The sequence below is a fragment of the Enterococcus sp. AZ078 genome (genome assembly GCF_051714985.1).
In the GTDB taxonomy this organism is placed as follows: domain Bacteria; phylum Bacillota; class Bacilli; order Lactobacillales; family Enterococcaceae; genus Enterococcus_B; species Enterococcus_B hirae.
In genome coordinates this window covers 948,503-972,323 of sequence record NZ_JBIOSW010000001.1, presented here as the reverse complement: position 1 = coordinate 972,323, position 23,821 = coordinate 948,503, and the positions used below count along the sequence as shown (strand labels likewise).

Below are 23,821 nucleotides of genomic sequence, written 5' to 3'. Positions count from 1 at the left end.
TTTTCACCCTTCATCCTTGGTATCCTTTACCTAATCTTTTCTCCCAGCGATTTAGTAACCGAGAAGTAGCAAACGTCATGATGAAATAAACGGCTGCTGCTATAAAATAAGGCTCTAATGGAACATACGAATTGGATATGACGATTTGCGCCGCTCCCATCAGTTCATTGATTCCGATCGCAGTCAACAGGGAAGAATCTTTGATCAACGTAATAAATTCATTGCCTAAAGGAGGCAAAATATTTCTTAATGCTTGTGGTAAAATCACGTAACGCATCGTTTGAGCTGGACGCAACCCTAATGAATAGGAGGCTTCTGTTTGACCGTTGTTCACTGCCAGGATCCCCCCACGGATGATCTCTGCCACATAGGCACCGGAATTTAATGATAACACGATCATTCCTGGAAGCAGGCGGCCAAGATCAACAGTTAAAACACCTACTTCTAGATCTTTTGAAGGAAAAAATCCTTGAAGCAATAAAAAGCCGATCATGATTTGTAGAAGCATCGGTGTTCCTCGTAACACTTCGATATAGACATTAGCTAAAACATTCAACGGTTTCTTTTTGGACAATTTTAGTAACGCCATAAGTAAACCGATACCCGTTCCCAAGATCACTGTGACGATCGAAATCATGATTGTTATTCCTGTACCTGATAAAAAATAAGGGAAATATTTATCTAAAAAAGAAAAATCCACTCTGCCTGACCTCTATTCTGCCGCTGTTTTTTCAGCTAATTCGTTATTTTGTTGAATAAATTCTTCAATTTTCCCTTCATCATTCAACTTTTTGATAATTTGGTTTAATTCTTTTTGTAGTTGACTGCTTTCTTTAGGTAACGCAATAGCAAAGGCTTCATCAGGAGCTGGCTCAAGTGAAATATCAGCGATCATCAGATCAGGATTTTGGGCGATATATGATTCGGCGATCGTTTTTTCAACGACTGTCGCAGCTAATGAGCCTTGGTTAACTTCAACGATCATGTTGGGAACTTTGTCGATTGTCACAAGCTTCGCACCTTTCAGTTGCGTCTTAACTAATTCCTCTTGAATTGATCCCTTTTGAGCACCTACATTTTTATCTTTTAGGTCATTCGCATTGCGGTAAATTTCTTTATTTTTTTTGTTGATGATTACCACTTGTGGTGGGTTGTAATAATTGTCTGTGAAGTCAAATTGTTGTTTTCTTTCATCTGTGGCAGAAATCGCAGAAATAGCAAGATCTGCTTTCCCTTCTTTTAAGGAAGCTAAAACGGTATTGAAATTCATATCTGATACTTCAGCTTTTACTCCTAGTTCTTTCGCGATTGCTTTAGCTAAGTCAATATCAGATCCTACGATTTTATCTTTCCCGTCAACCATCGTATGAAACTCAAACGGCGCGTAATCAGCCGACGTAGCTACTTTTAGTACCCCGCTTTTTTTAATCGCTGCTAACTGATCCTTTTCCTGACCTTGAGCAGTCGTATTGCTGCTGCCACATGCACCTAAAGTCGCTAGTGCAAACAGTACCGTTAACATCCCAAAGAATTTTTTCATGTCATTTTCCTCCTACGTTAAAACTTTTGTATTAAGTGAAGTAATTATAGCATGAAACTTTCAAAAAAAAAGCATTTTTTGTATATTTATTTAAAAATATGTATTTTAAGGTATATATATTGTATATAAATAAAATAAAAGAATAATTATTTTAGAATGGTTTTCAATAAAATGAAAAAGAGCCAAGAACGAAAAAATCATCCTTAGCTCTTTTACAGGTGTAACCACAGATAAGGTTAGTTAATCTCCCGCAAGAAGACAAAAGTCATCAAACATTCAAGAAGAAAATTTTGGAAATTCTACTTCTTGATGCGAAACACTCTTTATGTGCAAATAATATTTATCAGAGTTCAATTAGATCTGGGAATCAAATTCCATGTCTGATTACTAGTATTTTTCATTGTTCTACTGATAATAGGATTAAAATCAGTTAGATTATTGTCTTCTAGATCCTATCTACACTCACATTAGAATCCTTATCTTGATACAAAAACAGCGGGAATCTAGTCCGTTATAACCGCCGTTCACTCTGAGTGTATTCTAGTCTGCAGTTGGATTGTTTGCGCAAAATTCATTCACACTATTGGAATGCTAGTAGAACCTTGCACTTATCCAAAGAAAAGAAACGGAGACAAAAGCAGCATCTTCGGAAAATTAGTCGGAATTAATTGATACTAAACATGTTTGTTTCAACCCCTTCTGTGCTCAACTAAGTTTCCTATTCTAAGTAATTCTCAATCAGTTTGTTTGACCAACTAATTATGCGACTGATTAATTCTAAATAATCTTAGAATCATCGTATGATTTCTAAACAGATCTTATTTTACTAAATATAAACCTCTGTACACATTCCGGTATTCATCATTTAGCTCAACCTATTTTAATTTTGAGCGTATCTTAAATCAAGAAAACTGAGACATTGATCAGATTTTTTCTAATCAATGCCCCAGTTTTTAGACTTACATGAATTTATTTTTCCTTAGTTTACAGAAACTGTTTGGTTTTCAGCCAATAAGTTGCCACTGCCATCATAGAAATTCATTGTTACTTGATCATCAGCTTTGATTAGATCTGGCTTCACATAATAACTGATTGCCCCATCCTTAAAGCTCCCACCTTTACTGATCAGTTTACCATTGACAAACAAGTGTCCTTGGTGAACTTGAGTATCAGAACCATAGGCTCCTTTGATCGTTTGTGTGCCAAGTTTATAAGTCAATTCGTTGATTTCAGCTGTTGGTGTTTGAATAGTGACATCAATCTCTGATCCTGGAATTTGTTGTCCTCGATTGTTGGCACCCATCAAGACTACCTGATCGTCTTCTGATACTTTAAGGTTTCCTACATAATAACTGAACTTGCCATCTTTGAAGCTGCCGCCTTGACTAACTTTTTCGCCATTGACCAACAAGATTCCTTGGTAAACATCGCCGGTGTAGCTTCCTTCGATCACTGTACTGATTCCCACACGATGGGCTTCTGTTAATTGACCCAGTTGTTCTCCTATAGTTACCGGTTGTGGATCACCTAGTGGTGTATCGAATTTATCATAGCCTTGAATCGTTGCTTGATCCCCTGCTTTGATGATTTGAGAGTTCACATAATAGCTAAACTTACCATCTTTATAGGTTCCGCCCCAGCTAACGACTTCTCCGTTCACTACTAGTTTTCCTTTATGGATATCCCCCGTGTAAGTTCCAGTAATGGTTGAATCACCTAGCTTATAAGTGTCCACCTGATCAATTGATCCTGAAGATTCGGAAATCACTTCAATCTCTTTTGAATCTATCAATTCCTTCTCTTTGTTGTAGCCATCTAATACGACTTTGTCGCCGACTTTTAATTTGCCAACACCGACATAATAGCTGAACTGACCATCTTTGAAGCTACCGCCCCAGCTAACAACTTTGCCATTAACGGTTAATCGGCCGAGAGACATATCCCCTGTGTAAGTTCCAGTAATATTGACATCTCCTACATGATATTCTTGTGGTTTCAACTCACTTTTCACTAGTTCTGCCACATAAGTTCCTGCCGTTAAATCCCCAGTGCCGTAATTTGTCATAAAGTCAGCAGGTGAATAGCCTTTGGACTGACCATCTTCACGAATCCAATTTCCTGTCAGCTGATCTCCATCGTTCAATGCTTTCGGTGCTGATAACTTAGTGTCTCCAATCGCCTTAAAGTGATCACCTAGAATTAATTTCTTAAGCGGAACTATAAGAAACATATCACTCATATCTGTTACTTTGCTGGTATCAAACCCACTTAAATCTAAACTTGTTACGCTACTCATACCTTCAAACATATAACTCATATCTGTTACTTTGCTGGTGTCAAAGTTGCTTAAATCTAGACTTGTTAAGTTACTCATATCGTAAAACATAGCATACATATCTGTTACATTACTGGTATCAAACCCACTTAAATCTAAACTTGTTACGCTCCTTAGTCCTCCGCCAAACATCCACTTCATATTTGTCACGTTACTGGTATCAAACCCACTTAAATCTAAACTTGTTATGCTGTTCATACCACGAAACATTTCACGCATATCTGTTACGTTACTGGTATCCAGCTGACTCAGCCCATCGATTTCAGTTACATTTTTAAGGTACGAATAAGAAAATAGGTTGCTAGAATCTTCTGGTGCCACTACTTTTCCAGCCAAGACAATTTTCTTGATGGCTTCACTATCTACTTTGTCGCTGTTCCAAGGTGATTCTTCAGAGCCACTTAATTCACCTGCTTCGATCGTCAATACCCCTGTATTTTCATCAAACATATACGGACTAGTGCCCCACGTGCCTGTTTCAACGGAAACATACGTGCCAGCAGTCAGATCACCGGTGCCATAGTTTTTCATGAAATCTTCTGCTGTATAAACCTTCCCTGTGCCATCTTCTCGCTTCCAGGCAGAAGTAAGTTTTGCATTTTCGGAGCCTGATTCTACAAATTTAAAGGTATCTCCTAGAATTAATTTCTTAAGTGGAGTATCAACAAACATCTCACGCATATCTGTCACTTTGTGGGTGTCAAAGTTGCTTAAATCTAGACTTGTTACGCGACTTAAACCTTGAAACATCGTATACATACCTGTTACATTACTGGTATCAAACCCACTTACATCTAGGCTTGTTATGTTACTCATATTTTTGAACATATAATTCATAGATGTTACGTTACTAGTATCAAACCCACTTACATCTAGATTTATTACGCTACGCATATCGGAAAACATACAACGCATATCTGTTACGTTACTGGTATCTAGTTGACTCAACCCTTCGATTTCAGTTACATTCTTAAGTTGCTTACCAGTGTAAGTTGAACTAAACAAATAGCCAGAATATTTTGGAGCCACTACTTTCCCAGACAAGACAATTTTTTTGATTGCTTCATAATCCACTGTTCCGCTGTTCCATGGTGATTTTTCATAGCCACTTAACTCACCTGCTTCGATCGTCAATGTCCCTGTGTTTTCATCAAAATTATACGGACTGGTACCCCACCAACCTGTAGCAGAAACGTACGTGCCAGCAGTCAAGTCACCGGTGCCATAGTTATTCATGAAATCTGCTGCTGTATAAACCTTCCCTTTACCATCTGCTCGCTTCCAGGCAGAAGTAAGTTTTGCATTTTCGGAGCCTGATTCTACAAATTTAAAGGTATCTCCTAGAATTAATTTCTTAAGTGGAGTATCAGCAAACATACCACCCATATCTGTCACTTTGCTAGTGTCAAAGTTGCTTAAATCTAGACTAGTTAAACTGCTCATACGGCGAAACATATCACCCATATATGCTACGTTACTGGTATCAAAGCCACTTATATCTAGACTGGTTAAACTTTGCATACCGAAAAACATAGAATCCATAACTGTTACTTTACTGGTATCAAAGCTATTTAAATCTAGACTTGTTAATCTACTCATACTGTCAAACATAAACGCCATTTCTGTTACTTTACTGGTATCGAAGCCACTTACATCTAGACTTGTTACGTTGCTCATACTGTAAAACATAGCATCCATATTTGTTACGTTACTGGTATCAAAACCACTTACATCTAGACTTGTTACGCTGCGCATACCGTGAAACATATACTCCATATTTGTTACGTTACTGGTATCCAGTTGACTCAATCCTTCGATTTCAGTTACATTTATAAGGTACGAATAAGAAAATAGGCGTCTAGAATCTTCCGGAGCAACTACTTTTCCAGACAAGACAATTTTCTTGATTGCTTTAGCATCTACTTTTTTACTGTTCCATGGTGATTCTTTATAGCCACTTAACTCACCTGCTCCGATCGTCAATACCCCTGTATTTTCATCAAAAGTATACGGACTGGTACCCCACGTGCCTGTTATCTTAGAAGCTGCTGCCACGTTCGCTTTTTGCGCTACTTTTGGCGCTTCAGCTGTTGGATTAGTTGCATCCCCTTCACTTTCGGCAGTCGCTGCTGTTGCTTGTTCTTGTTCTGTTGCTTGGTCTTGGGTGTCATCCGTTGTTTCATCCGTTGCTTCATCAGTTGTTGCTAATGAATCACTAGTTGTAGTGGTTGAATCCGTTGGGTTTACTAACGGCTCTGTGACGTTTTGTATCGTTTGATCGATGACTTCTTTTGCTTCATTCGCCTGTGTTTGTTCAGTAGCAGTTTCAGCTGTTGGTGTCAAAGTATCCGCTAATGCCATCGTTGGTGCGATCCCGGTATTTCCCATGACCCCAGCCACCGCAAACATCGTTAATAGCTGTTTTTTACGTTTTGCTGTTAATTTTTTCTTACTCATATTTACTCCTTTTTTTCTCTTATTTTTGATCATTACTTTCTCGTCAATACCACTTCATCAGCTTTAGGTGTTTTCTCTGTTTTCAATTGATATCTCTTTCCAATGTCCATTTTGTTACCGAAGCTGACAAAATCGTATGGATCATCTCCCCTGTAGCTTTTATTTTACTTGTTCTAATCAAGAGTAAACGCTCAATATAACTAATTAATATTCTTGAATCTTGATCGTTTACCATAACTGTTTTGTTGTATGTATTTTTTTCATTGATTGAGGAAATCAATCAAGCTTTCTCTACTACTTATCATTGAAAAAATTTTTCATCTACATGTTACGATTTATGTAAAGGTTCATAAGTGGCAGAATAACCTGCAACCTTTTAGACAGGAGAAAGATTTAAATATATCAAAAAAGGAAGTGGAGACAAAAGTAGTTAGCATCAAGAAATAAGAAGAGATTCCCAAAAATTGACAAGAAACACAAAAACTAGTTTTTTGCTGTTGATTGTTACCTACTTGGTGCTTCTCAAATTTTTGGTAAATTTCAGCAGATTTTCCGAAGACGCTGCTTTTGTCTCATGTTTATTTGTTTTTTAGAGATACTAGATGAGACTGAGACAAGTTCTGTCCCAGTCTCCTTGAAAAATTATAGAGCCCATATTCATGCCAACCAAATGGTAGACACATGATTATATTCAACAGAGCGATTATCGCATTCCCATTTATAAAATCTCTGATGAATGATAGAGGATAATCTCCAATCCTTGTATTCCAATGTTTTTTTAAAAAGCAGACAGGTTAATAAAAAAACTATCAACGTGAACTAACAAAAAAATCTGAGACAGAATGAGATTCATTCTGACCCAGATTTGATTTCACACCATTCATCAGTCCTTAATGACAAAGAGTCGAAAAACTCAAAAAGCAATCGACCTCCAAAGCTACTCCTGTCATCTAACAGGAAACGGTGGGTAGGTCGATTGCTTTATTCATTCAATTTGGTGCATAACTGTTTGTTTTATTCTTTATAACTGTTTAAAATTTACGGAATCTTTGATAACGTCGTTCAAGCAACTCTTCAGTGGAAGTTTGACATAGTTCGGTCAATTTTTCAATCAATGATTTTTGTAACATTCGACTGACTTTTTCTTTACTTAAAGCTTGCCCATTTACTGTTTCCGGTATCACACGATCGATGACATCTAATTCTAATAATTCAGCTGCCGCAACTTTCATTAATTCAGCCGCTTCAGCTGCTCGACTACCATCTTTCCACAAAATCGATGCAAAACCTTCAGGAGATAAGACAGCATAAATCGTCTGTTCAAGCATCCAAACTTCATCAGCTAAGCCAAGAGCCAATGCTCCTCCGCTTCCACCTTCACCGATGATGATTGCAATGATCGGTACTTTTAGATCAGACATCTCTAATAGGTTTCTGGCAATCGCTTCTCCTTCACCACGTTCTTCTGCACCGACACCACAATAGGCACCAGCAGTATTAATCAGTGTGATAATAGGACGATGGAATTTTTCTGCCTGTTTCATCAGACGAAGTGCTTTACGATAGCCTTCTGGATGAGGCGAACCAAAATTTCTGCGAATATTTTCTTGAAGGTCTCGTCCTTTTTGGATCCCAATAACTGTGACAGGTTTTCCATCTAATTTGGCAACCCCACCAACGACTGCTTCGTCGTCTCCAAATAAACGATCGCCATGAAATTCTTGAAACCCCTCAAAGATATCTTCAAAAAAATCAAGACTCGTCCAACGATCCTTTTCACGCGCCAGTTGAACGATCTCATGTGCTGTTTTATCCATGATTTATCCAACCTTTCTGCGTATGCATTTCCAACAAATGATGGATCGTTTCTTTTAGTTCTTTTCTAGGAACGATTTGATCAACAAATCCATGGGTAAGTAGAAATTCTGCTTTTTGGAAATCTTCCGGTAATTCTTGTTTGATCGTTTGTTCGATCACTCGTCTACCGGCAAAACCAATCAAGCTTTGGGGTTCAGCCAGGATCACGTCGCCTTCCATTGCAAAACTCGCTGTTACGCCGCCTGTAGTTGGATCGGTCAATACTGTTAGATAAAACAAACCGGCATTGCTATGACGTTTGACGGCTGCTGAGATTTTTGCCATCTGCATCAAAGAAAAAATACCTTCTTGCATTCTGGCTCCTCCAGAAGCAGTGAACAAGACAACGGGTAAGCCAGCTTTTTCAGCCCGTTCAAACAAACGGGTTATTTTCTCACCTACAACGGTTCCCATACTGCCCATGATGAAATTAGAATCCATGACACCAATCGCAAATGGCAGACCGTGAATCGTTGCTTTTCCTGTCAATACCGCTTCATGCAATCCTGTTTTTTCTTGCATAGTTTGGATCTTTTCTTGATAATCAGGGAAGTTCAAGGGATCTTTCGTTACTAAGTCCGTGTCCCATTCTTCTAAACTTTTTTCATCGATGATCAATGCTAATCGTTGCCAAGCACCAATACGAAAGTTATAACTACAATGAGGGCAAACCTTCTCATCACCAATATCTTTTGTATAAATGATGTGTTTACAATTAGGGCATTTAGCCCACATATTATCTGGAATAGACGGCGCATTCGTTGGTTGTTCTGCTCGATTAGGATTAATTCGAATGTATTTTTTCTTTTTGAATAAAGCCATCTACTCTTCTCCTATCTCTGTTTCAGGTGTCCAGTTCGGTAAAAAATCTTCTTGTAAAAAGGCGGTACTATAGTCCCCTGCGATGACTGCTGGATGACTGATTAAATCCATTTGGAACTCCGCGTTCGTGATCACTCCATCGGTGACCACTTCGCTTAACGCTCGTTGCATTTTCATCAATGCCTCAAAGCGAGTATCTGCATGAACGATCACCTTAGCGATCATTGAATCATAATAAGGTGGAATCGTATAGCCGGAATAAACGGCACTATCAACTCGAACGCCCATGCCCCCTGCTGGCAACAAAAGGTTTTTGATTGTTCCTGGTGATGGTGCAAAATGAAAAGCTGGGTTTTCTGCATTGATTCGACACTCAATGGCGTGACCAGAGAATCGCACATCTTCTTGTTTGATTTCCAACGGTTGTCCCGCAGCAATTTCAATTTGTTTTTTTACCAAGTCAATGTTTGTAACCATCTCCGTTACCGGATGTTCGACTTGGATCCGCGTATTCATTTCCATGAAATAAAATTCTCCCGCTTCATCCATTAAAAATTCAATCGTTCCAGCATTTTCATAATTAACCGCTTTGGCTGCACGAACTGCCGCAGCTCCTAATTCATCTCTTTTATTCTGAGAGATGACCACTGAAGGGGATTCTTCTAATACTTTTTGATTATTTCGTTGAAGAGAACAATCTCGTTCGCCTAAATGAAGGACATGCCCATAATGATCACCAAGGATCTGTACTTCAATATGTCTTGCTGGATAAATGATTTTTTCTAAATACATTTCATCATTTCCAAAAGCCGCTGCTGCTTCTTGCTGCGCAGAAGAAAAATGTTGCGGTAATTCTTCTTTTGATAAAACTTTACGAATCCCTTTTCCGCCACCGCCAGCGGCAGCTTTAAGCATGACCGGATAACCAATCTTATCCGCTACTGTTAGTGCTTCTTCAACTGTTGATAATACGCCATCACTTCCTGGAATAACAGGTACATTGGCTTCTTGCATCAAGCGACGTGCATTGATTTTATTCCCCATCGCATCGATCGTTCGACTCTTTGGACCAATAAAAGCAATATTACATTCTTCACACATAGAAGCAAAACGGCTATTTTCAGATAAGAACCCAAAACCTGGGTGAATCGCTTCTGCTTTGGTCACAATGGCTGCACTCAAAACTGCTTGGACATTCAAATAGGAGTCCGTCGCTTTTGCAGGACCAATACAAATTGCTTCATCTGCCAATTGAGTATGCAATGCGTCAGCATCTGCTTGTGAGTAAACAGCAACAGTCTGAATACCAAGCTCACGACAAGCGCGAATAATTCGTACGGCGATTTCGCCACGATTAGCTATCAAAACTTTTGAAAACATAACTCACCTATCCAATCATAAAAGTTAATTCAGCTTCAGCAACTTTTTTGCCATCCACTTTTGCAATTCCTTTACCAATACCAGCAGAAGATTTGATTTTCGTAATTTCTACTTCAAGATACAGTGTATCCCCTGGAGTGACTTTTCGACGGAATTTTGCTTTGTCTAAACCACCAAAATAAGCAGTCTTTCCTTTAAATTGTTCCAAGGATAATAACGCAACTGCTCCTGCTTGTGCCATCGCTTCAACGATCAAAACACCTGGCATCACAGGTTCTTCTGGAAAGTGACCTTGGAAAAAGGGTTCGTTGATCGTCACATTTTTCTTTGCAATGATTCGTTCGCCTTCCACCATTTCTTCGACACGATCAATCAGCAATAGCGGATAACGATGTGGTATGATTTCTTTAATTTCTTGAATGTTCATATTGCTCCTCTTTCCTCTTTTGCTTAATTTGGTTGAATTCTAAATAGTGGTTGATCGTATTCAACAACCGCTTCATTTTCAACAAGAATCTCAACGATTTTCCCATCGACTTCGCTTGTGATTTCATTCATCAATTTCATTGCTTCAATGATACAAATCACTTCACCTTTTTTGACACTATCTCCCACTGACTTAAATTGTGGTTTATCAGGGGCAGGTTGTAAGTAGACGATTCCAACAATCGGTGATTTTACCTCGACACCTTCGAAACTTTCTTGTGATGCTTCGACAGATGCTTGAGGTGCTTCACTAACTGGCGTTTGTTGGATTGGTGTTTGAGGTACTACCGTATCTCTAGGCGCTTCTGTAGCTACTGGCATTGGAGCCATTGTTCCCATTCCACGACTAGATTCATTTTTATTCATATATAATTCAAATTGACCTTCTCTTAAATCAAATTCAGTTAAAGTAGATTGATCGAATTGACTGACTAATTCCTTGATCTCATTGATATTCAAGATTATTCCTCCCAGCGTTTCATACACAAGACCGCATTGTGACCACCAAAGCCTAACGAATTGCTCATTGCATAAGTCAATTGCGCTGGTTTGCTTTCATTGATGACAACGTTCAAGTCAATTTCCGGATCTTGTTTTTGGACATTGATGTTTGGTGGAATAAATTGATGTTCCAGCGCCATTAAAGTAGCTAACGCTTCAATCCCTCCAGCTGCACCTAATAAGTGTCCAGTCATGGATTTCGTACTGCTGACATATGTTTCTTTGAATGAATCACCTAATGCCAGTTGGATCGCTTTTGCTTCTGCTTGATCATTAGCGGGTGTACTTGTCCCATGGGCATTGATATAGCCAACATCTTCTGGCTTAATACCCGCTTCATCCATGGCTAATTTCATTGCTTTGGCAGCGCCTGAACCATCTGGTGTAGGAGCAGTCATATGGAACGCATCACAGTTAGCGCCGTAACCAACGATTTCTCCATAGATTTTTGCACCACGAGCTTGAGCATGTTCTAAAGATTCGATCACTAAGATACCCGCTCCTTCGCCCATCACAAAACCGTTACGTTCTTCATCAAAAGGAATCGAACCACGAGTAGGGTCTTCAGCATTCGATAGAGCTGTTAGTGCAGCAAAGCCAGCAATTCCCATTTCACAAATTGTTGCTTCTGCCCCACCAGCTAGAATGACATCTGAATAACCATGTTTGATATTGCGGTAAGCTTCACCAATAGCATTCGTTCCACTCGCACAAGCAGTAACGATTGCTGTACAAATCCCTTTAGCACCTACACGTAGTGCAATGTTGCCGGCAGCCATATTTGCAATAGCCATTGGAACAAACATTGGTGAGACACGTTGCGCGCCTTTTTCGTGTAACCGGATCACTTGGTTTTCGATCGTTGGCAATCCGCCGATACCGGAACCAACAATGACACCAAAACGATCTTGATCGATTTTCTCTTTATCTAGACCGCTCATCCCTAATGCTTCTAGTGCTGCATAGATCCCATAAATCGAGAACATGTCCATCCGTTTGCTGTCTTTTTTTACAAAATATTTATCGTATGGGAAATCTTTGACTTCACCTGCTAGTGTGATTCCAGTTTCTGTGGCGTCAAATTTAGTAATGGGAGCAATCCCATTCGTTCCTTTTTGCAAACTATCTAAAAAGCTTTCAGCATCATTACCGATTGGTGAAGTGACACCATAGCCTGTAATTACTACTCGATTCATTATTGTTTTCCTCCTTTTTATCCGTGCATCACGAGACCGCCATCAACATTGATGACCTGTCCTGTGATATAAGGACTCTCTGCTAAGAAAATCGCAGCATTCGCAACATCTTCCACGCTACCAAAACGTTGCATTGGAATTTGTTTTACTACTTGCTCTTTGACTTTATCAGATAACACTTCGGTCATATCCGTAGCGATAAAACCAGGAGCAATGGCATTACATGTAACACCGCGTGCAGCCGCCTCACGAGCAACAGATTTTGTAAAACCAACGACACCTGCTTTGCTTGCTGCATAATTTGCTTGTCCGACGTTACCAATCAATCCTGAAACACTTGACAAGTTGATAATTGCACCTTCACGTTTTTTCATCATTTTCTTTAAAACGTGTTGTGTCATATTGAATGTTCCTGTTAGGTTGATATCTAAACAAGCTTTAAAATCTTCTGCTGACATGCGCATCAATAATTTATCGTTCGTAATCCCTGCATTATTGATTAGAATATCGATTGATCCTAATTGTTTTTCTGCTTCTTCTACCATCAAACCAGCTTTTTCATAATCTGAGATATCGCCAGAAACACCGATGCAGTTCACACCTTGAGCTTTGATCTCATTGATTTTTTCTTCTGGAATTGCTTTTCGTCCATTTAAAACGATGTTTGCGCCTGCTTTTGCAAAAGCTAGCGCCACAGCAGCACCAATTCCTCTTGTGCTACCTGTTATAAATACGTTTTTTCCTGTTAGCTCCATAACATGCCTCCGATACTTGTCATTGTTTCTTCTAAAGTTTGTTGATTTTCTACTCTTAAAACCGGAATCGTTTTATCGATTTTCTTCATAAAGCCACTTAATACTTTACCTGGACCAACTTCGATCACACGTTCCACACCAAGTTCTTTTAATTGATGGATGCTTTCATAAAAATGTACCGGCTTCATTACTTGTTGTTCAAGCAGAGTCGGTATCCGATCTTTGTTCATGATTTCAGTTGTCGTATTACTGATGACAGGAATTGCTGGCTCATTAAAAGTGATCGTTTTTAGCTCAACGGCTAATTTTTTTGCTGCTGGCGCTAAGATTGCTGTATGAAACGGACCACTCACATTAAGTGGAATCATTCGTTTAATGCCTTTTTCTTGCATGATTCTTACTGCTTCATCCACTGCTTGTTCTTCACCGCCAATTACGATTTGTTGGGGTGTATTATAATTTGCTGGCGAAACAATTCCTAATCGTTGAGCTTCCAAACAGCTTTCTTCAATCACTTCTACAGGTGCATTCATAACAGCTACCATTTTCCCACTACCAAGTGGTGCAGCCTCAGTCATATAAGCCCCTCGTTTTGCCACTAAAGCGACTGCTTCACTAAATGACAAAGCTCCACTAGCTACTAAAGCGGAATATTCGCCTAAACTTAATCCTAGAGCAGCTTGAGGTGTAATCCCTCTTTCTTTCAACAAACGATAAAAAGCAATGCTGACCGTTAAGATTGCTGGTTGCGTATAAGCGGTTTGATTGAGTCGTTCATTTTCTGAAAAACACAATTCCGCCATATCATAGCCTAGAATATCACTTGCTTCATTAAACGTTTCTTTGACGATAGTTTCTTGATAGAGATCTTGTCCCATGCCTGGATACTGAGCGCCTTGTCCGCTAAATAAAAATGCTGTCTTCATGTATTTTCTCCAATATTTTTAGGATATATGCTCATGTCTTGATTTATTAAAAAGGACCAAGACACTCCTATTTAAGGAAAATGTCCCAGCCCCCAACCTAATCTTAATGATTATGCAGTTTGTTTTTCAACATAAGTTACTAAATCTTGAACTGTTTTGATGCCGTCTTCTGTTTCGATTTTCACGTCAAATTCGTCTTCGATTTCATTAATGATTTGGAATAAATCCAAGCTATCAGCTTCTAAGTCTTCTTGGATGTTTGTTGTTAATTTGATTTCTTCTGTTTCTTTTCCTAACTCTTCTGCAATAATTTCTTGAATTTTTTCGAATACCATACTATATATTCCTCCGATATTGTTTACAATTTTATGTTTTATCAGCTTACAGTTCCATGAGGATACTTCCCCATGTTAAACCTCCACCGTAACCTGTAAATACTACTTTTTGTTTTTTTCCTAAAGTGATTTGCCCACTAGCTACCGCTTCATCTAATAGGATTGGAATACTTGCAGCAGAGGTATTTCCGTATTTATCCATATTGGTTAAGAATTTTTCTTGCGGTATTTTTACCTTGCGTGCAATTTTCTCAATGATTCTAAGATTTGCTTGATGTAAAAGCAGATAATCAACTGACACATTTTGAGTGATGTCTTTAATGTTTTTTGCAACGTCTCTTACAGCAAAATCAAAGATATCTCTTCCTATCATTGATAAATAAAAAGAGCCTTTTGCATCCTTTACATACACCGGTGATCCGTTCGAATGATAGCCAGCTGTGAGTGACGATCCTCGAGTGCCATCTGCTTCCAGATGTTCTGCAATTATTTTCTGCTCTGTACCAGCTTCAAGTAACACACCACCAGCACCATCACCAAACAGGACAGCCGTTGAACGATCAGACCAATCGATTAATTTGGATAATGTCTCGCCACCAATCACTAATCCTTTATTTGAACCGCACCGAATCATTTTCTCTGCCATGCTTAAAGCATAAACAAAGCCTGAACATGCTGCACTAAGATCAAATGCAATTGCATTTGTTGCACCAAGTTTACCTTGAACCTGGACAGCCACAGAGGGTGTCGTAAAATCAGGAGACATGGTTGCTACAAGAATGAAGTCAAGTTCTGTCGGATCGATGTTCTTTTTTTTGATGAGCTTTTCTGCTACTAAATAGCAAAGATCAGAAGTTTCTTGATCTGTGACGCAACGCCTTTGTTTGATACCTGTTCGCGATGAAATCCATTCATCTGAAGTGTCCATCATTTTGGAAAGATCATCATTGGTAATGATTTTTTCGGGAAGGACGCTAGCTGTTGCTGTGATCGTTCCAAATTGTTCCATTAAAAATCCTCACTTGTAATCTCGCAAAAAATCATGCAAGTTTTTCAATGCAGCCAGTAAAGCTTGCTGTTCGTCGGTAGCCATGCCATCCAAGATATTTTTGACCATTTCACGATGAAAGTGCTGATGGACACGATATAAAAGTTTGCCTTTTTTTGTCAGTCCTAATTTCACCACTCGTCGATCATCTTCACTTCGAATGCGTTCAACATAGTCTTTCTTTACTAACTTATTGATAGCAGTGGTCAAGGTCCCAACAGTAATCGACAGTTCTTTGGCTACTTCTGAAGTCGTTTTTTTCTTGTACATACCGATTGCCTCGATCGTATGCATCTCTGTAATTGACAAATCTTTGAACTGAGATTTTTTTAATTCAGATTCTTCGATTGTCAAAATATCATTGAAGACACTAACAAGATAATCATTTACTGTTTTCAAATCTGGTTCCATGTTCCACCATCCACTAATTAGTTTGATTATCAAATCATTTGATGTTCAAACTATATCTTAACTTTTTTCAAAATGCAACCTAAAAAGCTCATTTTTTTCGATTATGAACTTTTTCTAAGAAAAAATTCATTTTAAAATCCTATTAAATCAACAATCACCCATTTAAACATTAAAAATATTTCTCAAATAAATATTTTGATTATCAAACTATTTTTACTTAATACTCAGCAAACGAAAAGGTTGTTCCTTTGCCGTAAATTTGATATAGTATTTTTTGATAAAAAAGGAGAAAGAACGTTGAAAGAAAAAGTAAAAAAACTCCCCTTGCTTCCTGGGGTATACTTGATGAAAGATCATACCGGAACTGTGATTTACGTGGGAAAAGCGAAACAATTAAAAAATCGTGTAAGTAGTTATTTTCGTCATAGTAAACAACATTCAAAAAAAGTTCGCCGATTGATTCATCATATCGCTGACTTTGATTTTGTCGTCGTGGATACTGAATTAGATGCACTATTGTTAGAATGTCAATTAATCCAGTACTACCGCCCTTTTTACAACCGTCAAATGAACTATTTTAGTAACTATAATTATTTACATATTACAAATAATGGTTTTTCCCTTTCGGATATGCCACTTGCCCGTACTTACGGTCCCTTTCGACTTTACAAAAAAATGCCGGCTATTTTACGCATCATTGAAGAAACCTATCAGATGCCGTGGCTGTCTGAAATCAGCCTTTTAGCTTTAAATACACAATTACCGGAAATGAATCAGTTGTCATTTGAACAAAAGAAAAAAGAGATTCAAAATCTGTTGCAAGGGCGCAATAAAAAACTAATCACTTACTTGAAGAAAAGGCAAAATCATTTTATCGAACAATTGAATTTTGAAAAAGCTGCCCAAATCCAACAAGATATTGAGTTATCCACAGCTTTCATTAAAAGAATACAGGCGCAGAAACTATTTCTAAGGACGCCTAAAATCACTTTCCATTTACCTCTGGCAGCGGACGAAACGAAACAAAAACATTATTTAATTTGTTACGGTCAACTGGCTGAAACGGCCATTACGTCTAATGATGAATCTCCTTATTTTTATTATGAAAATGCAAAAGCTGGTTTGTCCTTGAAGCGACAGTTGCAAAAAGAAGAAATTGACCCCGTCCTTATACTAATGAGTTACCATAAAAAAATTCTCGCCCAAAATGAATTGTAAAATAAAAAGAAACCTTGAACTACCAAACATTGGTCTACAGTTCACGGTTTCTTTTCGTTGTTTTATCCATTTAACCAATTATTCCCCTAATCTTCTCACTAGCCGAAAAAAATCTAAGGAAAAATAGGCGTCACACTTTTTCTTCTATTCATCGGAGCAGTCTCTTGCTGATACGAACGCTTGTGGATAGAACACGCCCATCCTGGTCACTTCAAGAAGACTTCTTACGAACGAAGCCTGATCCATTAAGCCATAAAAAAAGCAGCTCTAAAGCACCAAGAGAAGATTTTCTAAAAAATCCTCTCTTGGTTGCTCAGAGCTGAACGCTTCTTTCATGATCTTTTATTGGATCAAGTCATAAATTTCCATTGCAACGATATCGATATTGTCAAATTCATATTGTTGATGTGAATCTGTTTCAGTTAATTCAAATGTTTCAGTTGCTTTGTCATAAGTAACTGTACATTTTTCAACGCCCTCTTTTTCAAAACGACGGACTTGCAGTTCATTATCTGCTGATTCGACCATTGCCTCCAGTCGTTTAATGATTGCAACTAATTGTGAATGTGCCATCGGAGGTCCTCCTTTTCTTATTTCTGTTATATTGTAACAAAAGCACAGACGACTTGCATTGATTTTCTCCAAAAAAAGCGAGTTTTTTAAGATTTTTTTTCTGGGTTCTTTCCTTCAGGCCACCAAAGCTTAATCAATGCTTGAGTACCGTCATTTTCAAATCCCTGATCTGCTAATTGTTCATATAATTTTAAAGCTTGCGTTGTCGCTGGTAACTTCAATGCCATTTTATCTGCTTCATCTAACGCAATTTTCAAATCTTTAATAAAATGTTTAACAAAAAATCCTGGCGTATAATCCTCTTTTAAAATACGAGGAGCATAATTACTTAATGACCAGTTTGCAGCACTGCCTCCTGAGACTGTTTCAATGACTTTTTCAAAGTCAAGTCCTGCTTTTGAAGCATAAGCAAGTAACTCTGTCATGCCTGTCATAGTCCCTGCAATCATGATTTGATTTGCCATTTTCGCATGTTGTCCTTTTCCTGCTGTCCCATGTAAAGTAAAAGTAGATCCCATCACTTGAAACAAAGGTAAAACTTTTTCATAGACACTTTTTTCACCACCAACCATGATTGTCAAAGTGGCATTCTTCGCACCCAGATCTCCACCTGAAACTGGTGCATCTAAAGCAGCTGCGCCTTTTTCTGTGGCTGTTTTTGCAATTTCTTCTGCAAGTGTTGGGGTACTAGTTGTTAGATCAACCAAAATTCGATCTTGGACATCCGTTGCAAAGATCCCATTTTCGCCATAGTAAATTTCTTCTACATCTTGGGGATAACCAACCATCGAAAAGATGATCTCACTATTTTTAGTGACATCTTTAGGTGTTTCAGCCCAAATGGCTCCCTTTTTGACTAGCTCATCCGTTTTTGCTTTTGTTCGATTATAAACAGTTACTTCATGTCCTGCGTTCATAAGATGCTCAGTGATTGCGCGTCCCATGACTCCTGTCCCGATAAAACCTAATTTCATATTCGTGACCTCCTAAAATCAAAAAATCTTTGTCTCTATGCTAAGTATACGCCAGAAACAAAGATTTTTTTAGGATAAATACCTAAATTTATCGTTTAAATGAATTTAATTTGATTTTTATTCTTTCGATGGATGCCTCTTCTTCTTTTCGTTGCATTTCTTTTTCATGATAGATAATCATATCTTCATAAAATTCAATCATCGCTTCGCCAAAGTGCGTAGAGGAAATATCATATAATTTTGATTCCAATACTTTTTGGTCACGAGGGACTTCACTTTTTATATAATCAATAAGTGCTGGTGCGAAATCCTCATCGGTTTCAAATGTTTTCCCAAGGGAGGGATGATCAAACAAACGATTAAGATAAGCATTTCCCTCAATTACGCAAGGTGTCCCTGAAGCCATTGCTTCCGTATAAGTTAAACCTTGTGTTTCTGAAGTTGAGGCACTAACAAAGTAATCAGCTGCTTTATAATACAATGCCACATCTTCGTTATCGACTTCTCCAGTAAATTGGACAAATTCATCCAATGCTAGTTCGTTGATTAGCTCTTGCAACTCTTCAAGGTAAGGCCCTTTGCCAACGATCACCATTCGTGCATTGGGATACGCTTTTAGAACTTGGGGAAACCCCTGGACCAATGCTTGAATATTTTTTTCATAAGAGATACGACTTAAAGATAAGATCATTAACTCATCATCTTTGATATTCAGCGATCCTCTGATTTCTTTGATAGCTTTTTGCGTGATTCCTTCCCTTTTAAATTTCTCAATATCGATCCCTGTAGGAATCACTCGAAGTGGTGCGACAACACCATAACTTCTTAATGTATCAATTACTCGTTCACTGGGACAGACAACCCCTGTTGTATGGTTAACAAATAAGCGGGAGAGATATCTGACATGAGATTGACGTATCACTTTGCCTTTAGCAATATAGTGTAGATAATCTTCATACATCGTATGATACGTATGGATCAATGGTATTTTCAGCTTTTTAGCAACCATTTTACCTAAAATCCCTGCACCAAATTCTGTATGAGTATGAATCAGTTCTAATTCAAGTTCCTTCGCTACTAAATAAGCGTACCACATACCTCGTACCACTATTCGTCGATCTTTAAAGGAAACGAATGGAACACTCGGCATACGAATGACATCTTTTTCTATTTTATCAGCATTTGGATCGGTTGTCGTAAAAATATAGACTTCATGTCCATGTTTTTCTAGTTCATTTTTTAAGGTTTTGATCGATGTAGCAACTCCGCTTACCTGCGGAAAATAGGTATCGGTAAAAAAGCCAATTTTCATGATTTTTTGCCTCCAAACTACCCTTTATTATTTTGTCTTTCATTTATGGAAGAATCTGCTTCTTCTAACACTTGTGTATACACCAGTTTCAGTTGCTCACCAATTTTCTCAATACTTCGTGCTTGGGCAGTCTGATATCCAGCTGCCACTAGACTAGGAACTTCTTCTTCCACGATCTTTTTGATCAATACGGTAAATTCTTCATTAGAGCGACCCATGTAACAATTTTTTTTATCTTCTAACCAGCCATCATAGACTGGAATGTCTCGTACAAGAACATTTTGCTTACTTGCTAGTGCCTCTAATACTACAATTCCTTCTGTTTCTTCATAAGATGGGAAGAAAAAAAGGTCAGCGCCTGAGTATGCACCCTCAATAATTTCTCCCCGAATATATCCTGGAAAGATCACATTATCTGGGTGTTCTTCTTTCACAATCTGTCGGATATTTTTTGGGATCGAATACATAGGTACATGTCCAAACCAAATAAATGTATATTCTGGAAGTTTTTTTGCAATTTCTACAAAATCAATGATCCCTTTACGAGCAAAAAAAAGGCCAACACAGATAATCACTTTCTGATCTGGTGATAATTTGAAATAGTCGCGAAATTTTTGTTCTTTGATTGGATCTGGTTGATATTTTTTTAGATCAATCCCATTTGATATCGATTGGATCGGTAAATCTATGCCGTAACTTTCCAGTAATCTTTTAGAATATGGCGTAGGTGTGATGAGATAATCCGCCTTTTGATATAATCCCACTAAATATTTTTTTACTAATGGCGATAATTGATTAGAGCCAATAAATGAGTTACGAAAATCTTCCTCTGTTGAGTGAGCATGATAGACGATCTTCTTGCCGTCTTTTCTTGCTTTATTGACCATATTGTGACTATTGATACCATATGTATTGATGTGTAAGATATCATAGTCATCTTTACTATCTAGCGTGTAGGGAATCCCCATTTCTTTTAGAGCACGTTTTTGGTGGTCAAGCGCTCGTCCAATACCAGATTTCGCAAGTATTTTTTCACTTTCAAAATATAATAATACCTTCACCTTACGTCCTCCTTCATTTATATAGTATAACATAGCGCTGAACCTGTCACTCAAACTTAAGCCCTATTTTAAAATAACTCTATTTTTCATTCCTTATTTTTACCTATATGTAAAAATCCCATTGTAAAAAGCTGATACAGCTACTATCGCTGTACCAGCTTTTACTCGTATTATTATTTTACGTATTCATTTACAAGTTCAACGACTTCTTCCATCGTGTCACATTCTTTCAAAGCACGATCAGCAAGTTCAGCCATCTTCGTTGTATCTAAACGTTTCATTAAACTACGTGTTTTCAAGATTGATGTTGCACTCATTGAGAATTCATCTAATCCCATACCTACAAGTAGCGGAACTGCGGTTTGATCCCCAGCCATTTCGCCACACATACCAGCCCATTTACCTTCAGCATGCGCTGCATCGATCACGTTTTTAATCAAACGTAGGATTGATGGGTTGTAAGGTTGATACAAGTATGAAACACGTTCGTTCATACGGTCAGCTGCCATAGTGTATTGGATCAAGTCATTCGTTCCTACTGAGAAGAAGTCAACTTCCTTAGCAAACTTGTCAGCTAAGACAGCTGCTGCTGGAATTTCGATCATGATGCCGACTTGGATCGTATCAGATACTTCCACGCCTTCATTCAATAATTTTTGTTTTTCGTCTTCAAAGATTGCTTTTGCAGCACGGAATTCTTTAAGAGTCGCTACCATTGGGAACATGATACGTAAGTTTCCATGAACAGATGCACGTAATAATGCGCGCATTTGCGTACGGAACATTTCGTCACCTTGTTCTGACAAGCTGATTCGTAATGCACGATAGCCTAAGAATGGGTTCATTTCATGAGGCAATTGTAAGTAAGGTAATTCTTTATCGCCACCGATATCCATCGTACGCACGACAACCGGTTTACCTTCCATACCTTCAAGAACTGCTTTATATGCTTCATATTGGTCATCTTCAGTTGGGAAATCAGGAGAATCCATGTACAAGAATTCTGTACGGTAAAGACCAACCGCTTCCCCGCCGTTATTATGAACACCAACTAAATCTTTTGGTGTACCAATATTTGCTGCTAATTCAAAATGTTTGCCATCAGCAGTAACAGTTTCAGCATTTTTTAATTTTTCCCATTCTGCTTTTTGAGCAGCGTATTCAGCACCGATTTTTTCAAATTCAGCTTTTTGTTCAGCTGTAGGATCAACGATTACATCGCCTTCAATCCCGTTAACAGCTAACATGTCGCCTTCTTTGACTTTAGCAGTGATTTCTTTTGTACCTACGATCGCTGGGATTTCTAAAGAACGTGCCATGATCGCTGAGTGTGAAGTACGTCCGCCGATGTCAGTTACAAACGCTTTAACAAAATTACGATCTAATTGAGCAGTATCACTTGGTGTCAAATCATGAGCAACAACAACTACTTCTTCGTTAATCATTGATGGATTTGGTAATGTCACACCTAGTAAATGCGCTAAAATACGTTTCGCAACGTCGCGGATATCAGCCGCACGTTCTTGCATATAAGCGTTGTCTTCCATAGCTTCGAACATACTGATATACATATCAGTTACTTCTTTTAATGCTGATTCAGCGTTTACGCTGTTATCATTAATGTTTTGTTTAATTTGACCAACCATTTCTGGATCAGACAGAACCATCAAGTGTGCGTCAAATACTTGCGCTTCTGCTTCACCTAAGCTTTGCGCTGCTTTTTCACGAATTTGTTGCAATTCTTCAGTAGATTTTGCTAAAGCATCATCTAAACGAGATGCTTCAGCTGCTGTATCTTCTACTGTTGTCTTACTGAATGTTAAATCCGGTTGAACTAGCAGGTAAGCTTTTGCAACGGCAACGCCGTCACTAGCGGCAATCCCTTTTAGCATTTCAACCATTATTCAGATAATCCTTCTTTCTTCATTGTATCAACGATAGCTGCCATTGCGTCTGCTTCGTCAGCACCTTCAGCTGTGATTGTAACGTCAGAACCTTGACCCACACCTAAAGACATAACGCCCATGATAGATTTCAAGTTTACTGATTTACCTTTATACTCTAAGTTTACATCAGAGTTAAATTTGCTTGCTGTTTGTACTAATAATGTAGCTGGACGTGCGTGGATTCCAGTTTCTGCTACTACGTGAAATTCTTTCTTTTCCATATTAATCGGTCTCCTTTAAGTGAGTGTTGTTTTTATGTGAGGGTTTTCTTTTTTAGCAGTTTACTAAGAACACTAATAAGTAGTACCCTTTCATTTGTAAAGATTACCATTTTTTCCCGATAGATACAACAGTTTTCATTTAAATTCAACTAAAAGTGTGGAAAATAATTAGCACTACTTTTAAAAATATGAATACATAGGATAACAACCGTATTCATTCTACCTCACTTCTTTTTTTAGTTGCTTTGATTTTCTTTACTGATCCCTCAGTAAAGAAGCAAACAAAACTAGACTCTGCCAAGCGAAATATCTCCTTCTATTTATCATCTTTATCGAAGAACGACTTATTCATTTCTTCGTTTATTTTGAAAAACTAAATACTTGCACGCGCCCTAAAATTTAGTATAATTATAGCCAAAGGTCAATAATGGTCAATAACATTTTTTTACCTTTTCAACTTTTGAGTA

22 protein-coding genes are annotated in these 23,821 nt (G+C 38.1%); 1 reads left to right on the top strand and 21 read right to left on the bottom strand.

What is annotated here, in order from left to right; translation table 11 throughout:
* Positions 1-10: 10 nt before the first annotated feature.
* From IGJ18_RS04680 to fabT, 15 genes are all read right to left on the bottom strand, one after another.
* The gene (locus IGJ18_RS04680; protein WP_094940885.1) at positions 11-700 is read right to left on the bottom strand and encodes an amino acid ABC transporter permease; all 690 of its coding nucleotides are present in this window, start codon (positions 698-700) and stop codon (positions 11-13) included.
* A gap of 12 nt (positions 701-712) precedes the next feature.
* Entirely contained in the window at positions 713-1,540 is an 828-nt protein-coding gene (locus IGJ18_RS04675; protein ID WP_010719665.1) for a transporter substrate-binding domain-containing protein, read from the bottom strand.
* A 979-nt stretch (positions 1,541-2,519) separates the two neighbouring features.
* Entirely contained in the window at positions 2,520-6,332 is a 3,813-nt protein-coding gene (locus IGJ18_RS04670; RefSeq protein WP_438842948.1) for a BspA family leucine-rich repeat surface protein, read from the bottom strand.
* A gap of 82 nt (positions 6,333-6,414) precedes the next feature.
* A complete protein-coding gene (locus IGJ18_RS04665) occupies positions 6,415-6,567 on the bottom strand; it encodes a hypothetical protein (protein WP_161299245.1) in 153 nt (50 codons plus the stop codon).
* 796 nt (positions 6,568-7,363) lie between these two features.
* Complete coding sequence (locus IGJ18_RS04660; RefSeq protein ID WP_010738133.1) at positions 7,364-8,149, bottom strand: acetyl-CoA carboxylase carboxyl transferase subunit alpha; 786 nt, start codon at positions 8,147-8,149, stop codon at positions 7,364-7,366.
* Positions 8,142-9,011, bottom strand: a complete 870-nt coding sequence (gene accD, locus IGJ18_RS04655; RefSeq protein WP_010719670.1) for an acetyl-CoA carboxylase, carboxyltransferase subunit beta — start codon at positions 9,009-9,011, stop codon at positions 8,142-8,144. Before accD ends, IGJ18_RS04660 begins: the two co-directional genes overlap by 8 nt.
* The gene (locus tag IGJ18_RS04650; protein ID WP_094940947.1) at positions 9,012-10,391 is read right to left on the bottom strand and encodes an acetyl-CoA carboxylase biotin carboxylase subunit; all 1,380 of its coding nucleotides are present in this window, start codon (positions 10,389-10,391) and stop codon (positions 9,012-9,014) included.
* A gap of 7 nt (positions 10,392-10,398) precedes the next feature.
* A complete protein-coding gene (fabZ, locus tag IGJ18_RS04645; protein WP_010719672.1) occupies positions 10,399-10,818 on the bottom strand; it encodes a 3-hydroxyacyl-ACP dehydratase FabZ in 420 nt (139 codons plus the stop codon).
* 23 nt (positions 10,819-10,841) lie between these two features.
* A complete protein-coding gene (gene accB / locus IGJ18_RS04640) occupies positions 10,842-11,336 on the bottom strand; it encodes an acetyl-CoA carboxylase biotin carboxyl carrier protein (protein ID WP_010738136.1) in 495 nt (164 codons plus the stop codon).
* A gap of 2 nt (positions 11,337-11,338) precedes the next feature.
* Positions 11,339-12,574: a beta-ketoacyl-ACP synthase II gene (fabF, locus tag IGJ18_RS04635; RefSeq protein WP_010719674.1), complete on the bottom strand. Its 1,236-nt coding sequence runs from the start codon at positions 12,572-12,574 to the stop codon at positions 11,339-11,341.
* A gap of 17 nt (positions 12,575-12,591) precedes the next feature.
* Complete coding sequence (gene fabG, locus IGJ18_RS04630) at positions 12,592-13,329, bottom strand: 3-oxoacyl-[acyl-carrier-protein] reductase (protein WP_010719675.1); 738 nt, start codon at positions 13,327-13,329, stop codon at positions 12,592-12,594.
* Positions 13,320-14,255: an ACP S-malonyltransferase gene (fabD, locus tag IGJ18_RS04625; protein ID WP_010719676.1), complete on the bottom strand. Its 936-nt coding sequence runs from the start codon at positions 14,253-14,255 to the stop codon at positions 13,320-13,322. The genes fabG and fabD overlap by 10 nt, the downstream gene beginning before the upstream one ends.
* Before the next feature lie 110 nt (positions 14,256-14,365).
* Complete coding sequence (locus IGJ18_RS04620; RefSeq protein ID WP_005876288.1) at positions 14,366-14,590, bottom strand: acyl carrier protein; 225 nt, start codon at positions 14,588-14,590, stop codon at positions 14,366-14,368.
* Positions 14,591-14,636: 46 nt separating this feature from the next.
* Positions 14,637-15,599 carry a beta-ketoacyl-ACP synthase III gene (locus IGJ18_RS04615; RefSeq protein WP_010738138.1) on the bottom strand — a complete coding sequence of 321 codons (963 nt, stop codon included), beginning with the start codon at positions 15,597-15,599 and terminating at the stop codon, positions 14,637-14,639.
* A gap of 9 nt (positions 15,600-15,608) precedes the next feature.
* Positions 15,609-16,049, bottom strand: coding sequence for a fatty acid biosynthesis transcriptional regulator FabT (gene fabT / locus IGJ18_RS04610; protein WP_010719678.1), 441 nt, complete (start codon positions 16,047-16,049; stop codon positions 15,609-15,611).
* Between the two features lie 345 nt (positions 16,050-16,394).
* Here fabT and IGJ18_RS04605 point away from each other — a divergent pair, with 345 nt between their 5' ends.
* Positions 16,395-17,267 (top strand): GIY-YIG nuclease family protein, encoded by an 873-nt coding sequence (locus tag IGJ18_RS04605; RefSeq protein WP_088766128.1) that lies wholly within the window; start codon positions 16,395-16,397, stop codon positions 17,265-17,267.
* A 342-nt stretch (positions 17,268-17,609) separates the two neighbouring features.
* Here the strand turns inward: IGJ18_RS04605 and IGJ18_RS04600 are convergent, their stop codons facing one another.
* The 6 genes from IGJ18_RS04600 to IGJ18_RS04575 form a co-directional block, all read right to left on the bottom strand.
* Entirely contained in the window at positions 17,610-17,840 is a 231-nt protein-coding gene (locus IGJ18_RS04600) for a YkuJ family protein (protein ID WP_010719680.1), read from the bottom strand.
* A gap of 86 nt (positions 17,841-17,926) precedes the next feature.
* A complete protein-coding gene (locus tag IGJ18_RS04595; protein WP_438842947.1) occupies positions 17,927-18,814 on the bottom strand; it encodes an NAD(P)-dependent oxidoreductase in 888 nt (295 codons plus the stop codon).
* 88 nt (positions 18,815-18,902) lie between these two features.
* Positions 18,903-20,126, bottom strand: a complete 1,224-nt coding sequence (locus tag IGJ18_RS04590; RefSeq protein ID WP_010719682.1) for a glycosyltransferase family 4 protein — start codon at positions 20,124-20,126, stop codon at positions 18,903-18,905.
* A 17-nt stretch (positions 20,127-20,143) separates the two neighbouring features.
* Positions 20,144-21,187 (bottom strand): glycosyltransferase, encoded by a 1,044-nt coding sequence (locus IGJ18_RS04585; protein WP_014834761.1) that lies wholly within the window; start codon positions 21,185-21,187, stop codon positions 20,144-20,146.
* Positions 21,188-21,360: 173 nt separating this feature from the next.
* Positions 21,361-23,088: a phosphoenolpyruvate--protein phosphotransferase gene (gene ptsP / locus IGJ18_RS04580; RefSeq protein WP_010719684.1), complete on the bottom strand. Its 1,728-nt coding sequence runs from the start codon at positions 23,086-23,088 to the stop codon at positions 21,361-21,363.
* Complete coding sequence (locus IGJ18_RS04575) at positions 23,088-23,354, bottom strand: phosphocarrier protein HPr (RefSeq protein WP_010719685.1); 267 nt, start codon at positions 23,352-23,354, stop codon at positions 23,088-23,090. The genes ptsP and IGJ18_RS04575 overlap by 1 nt, the downstream gene beginning before the upstream one ends.
* Positions 23,355-23,821: the final 467 nt, after the last annotated feature.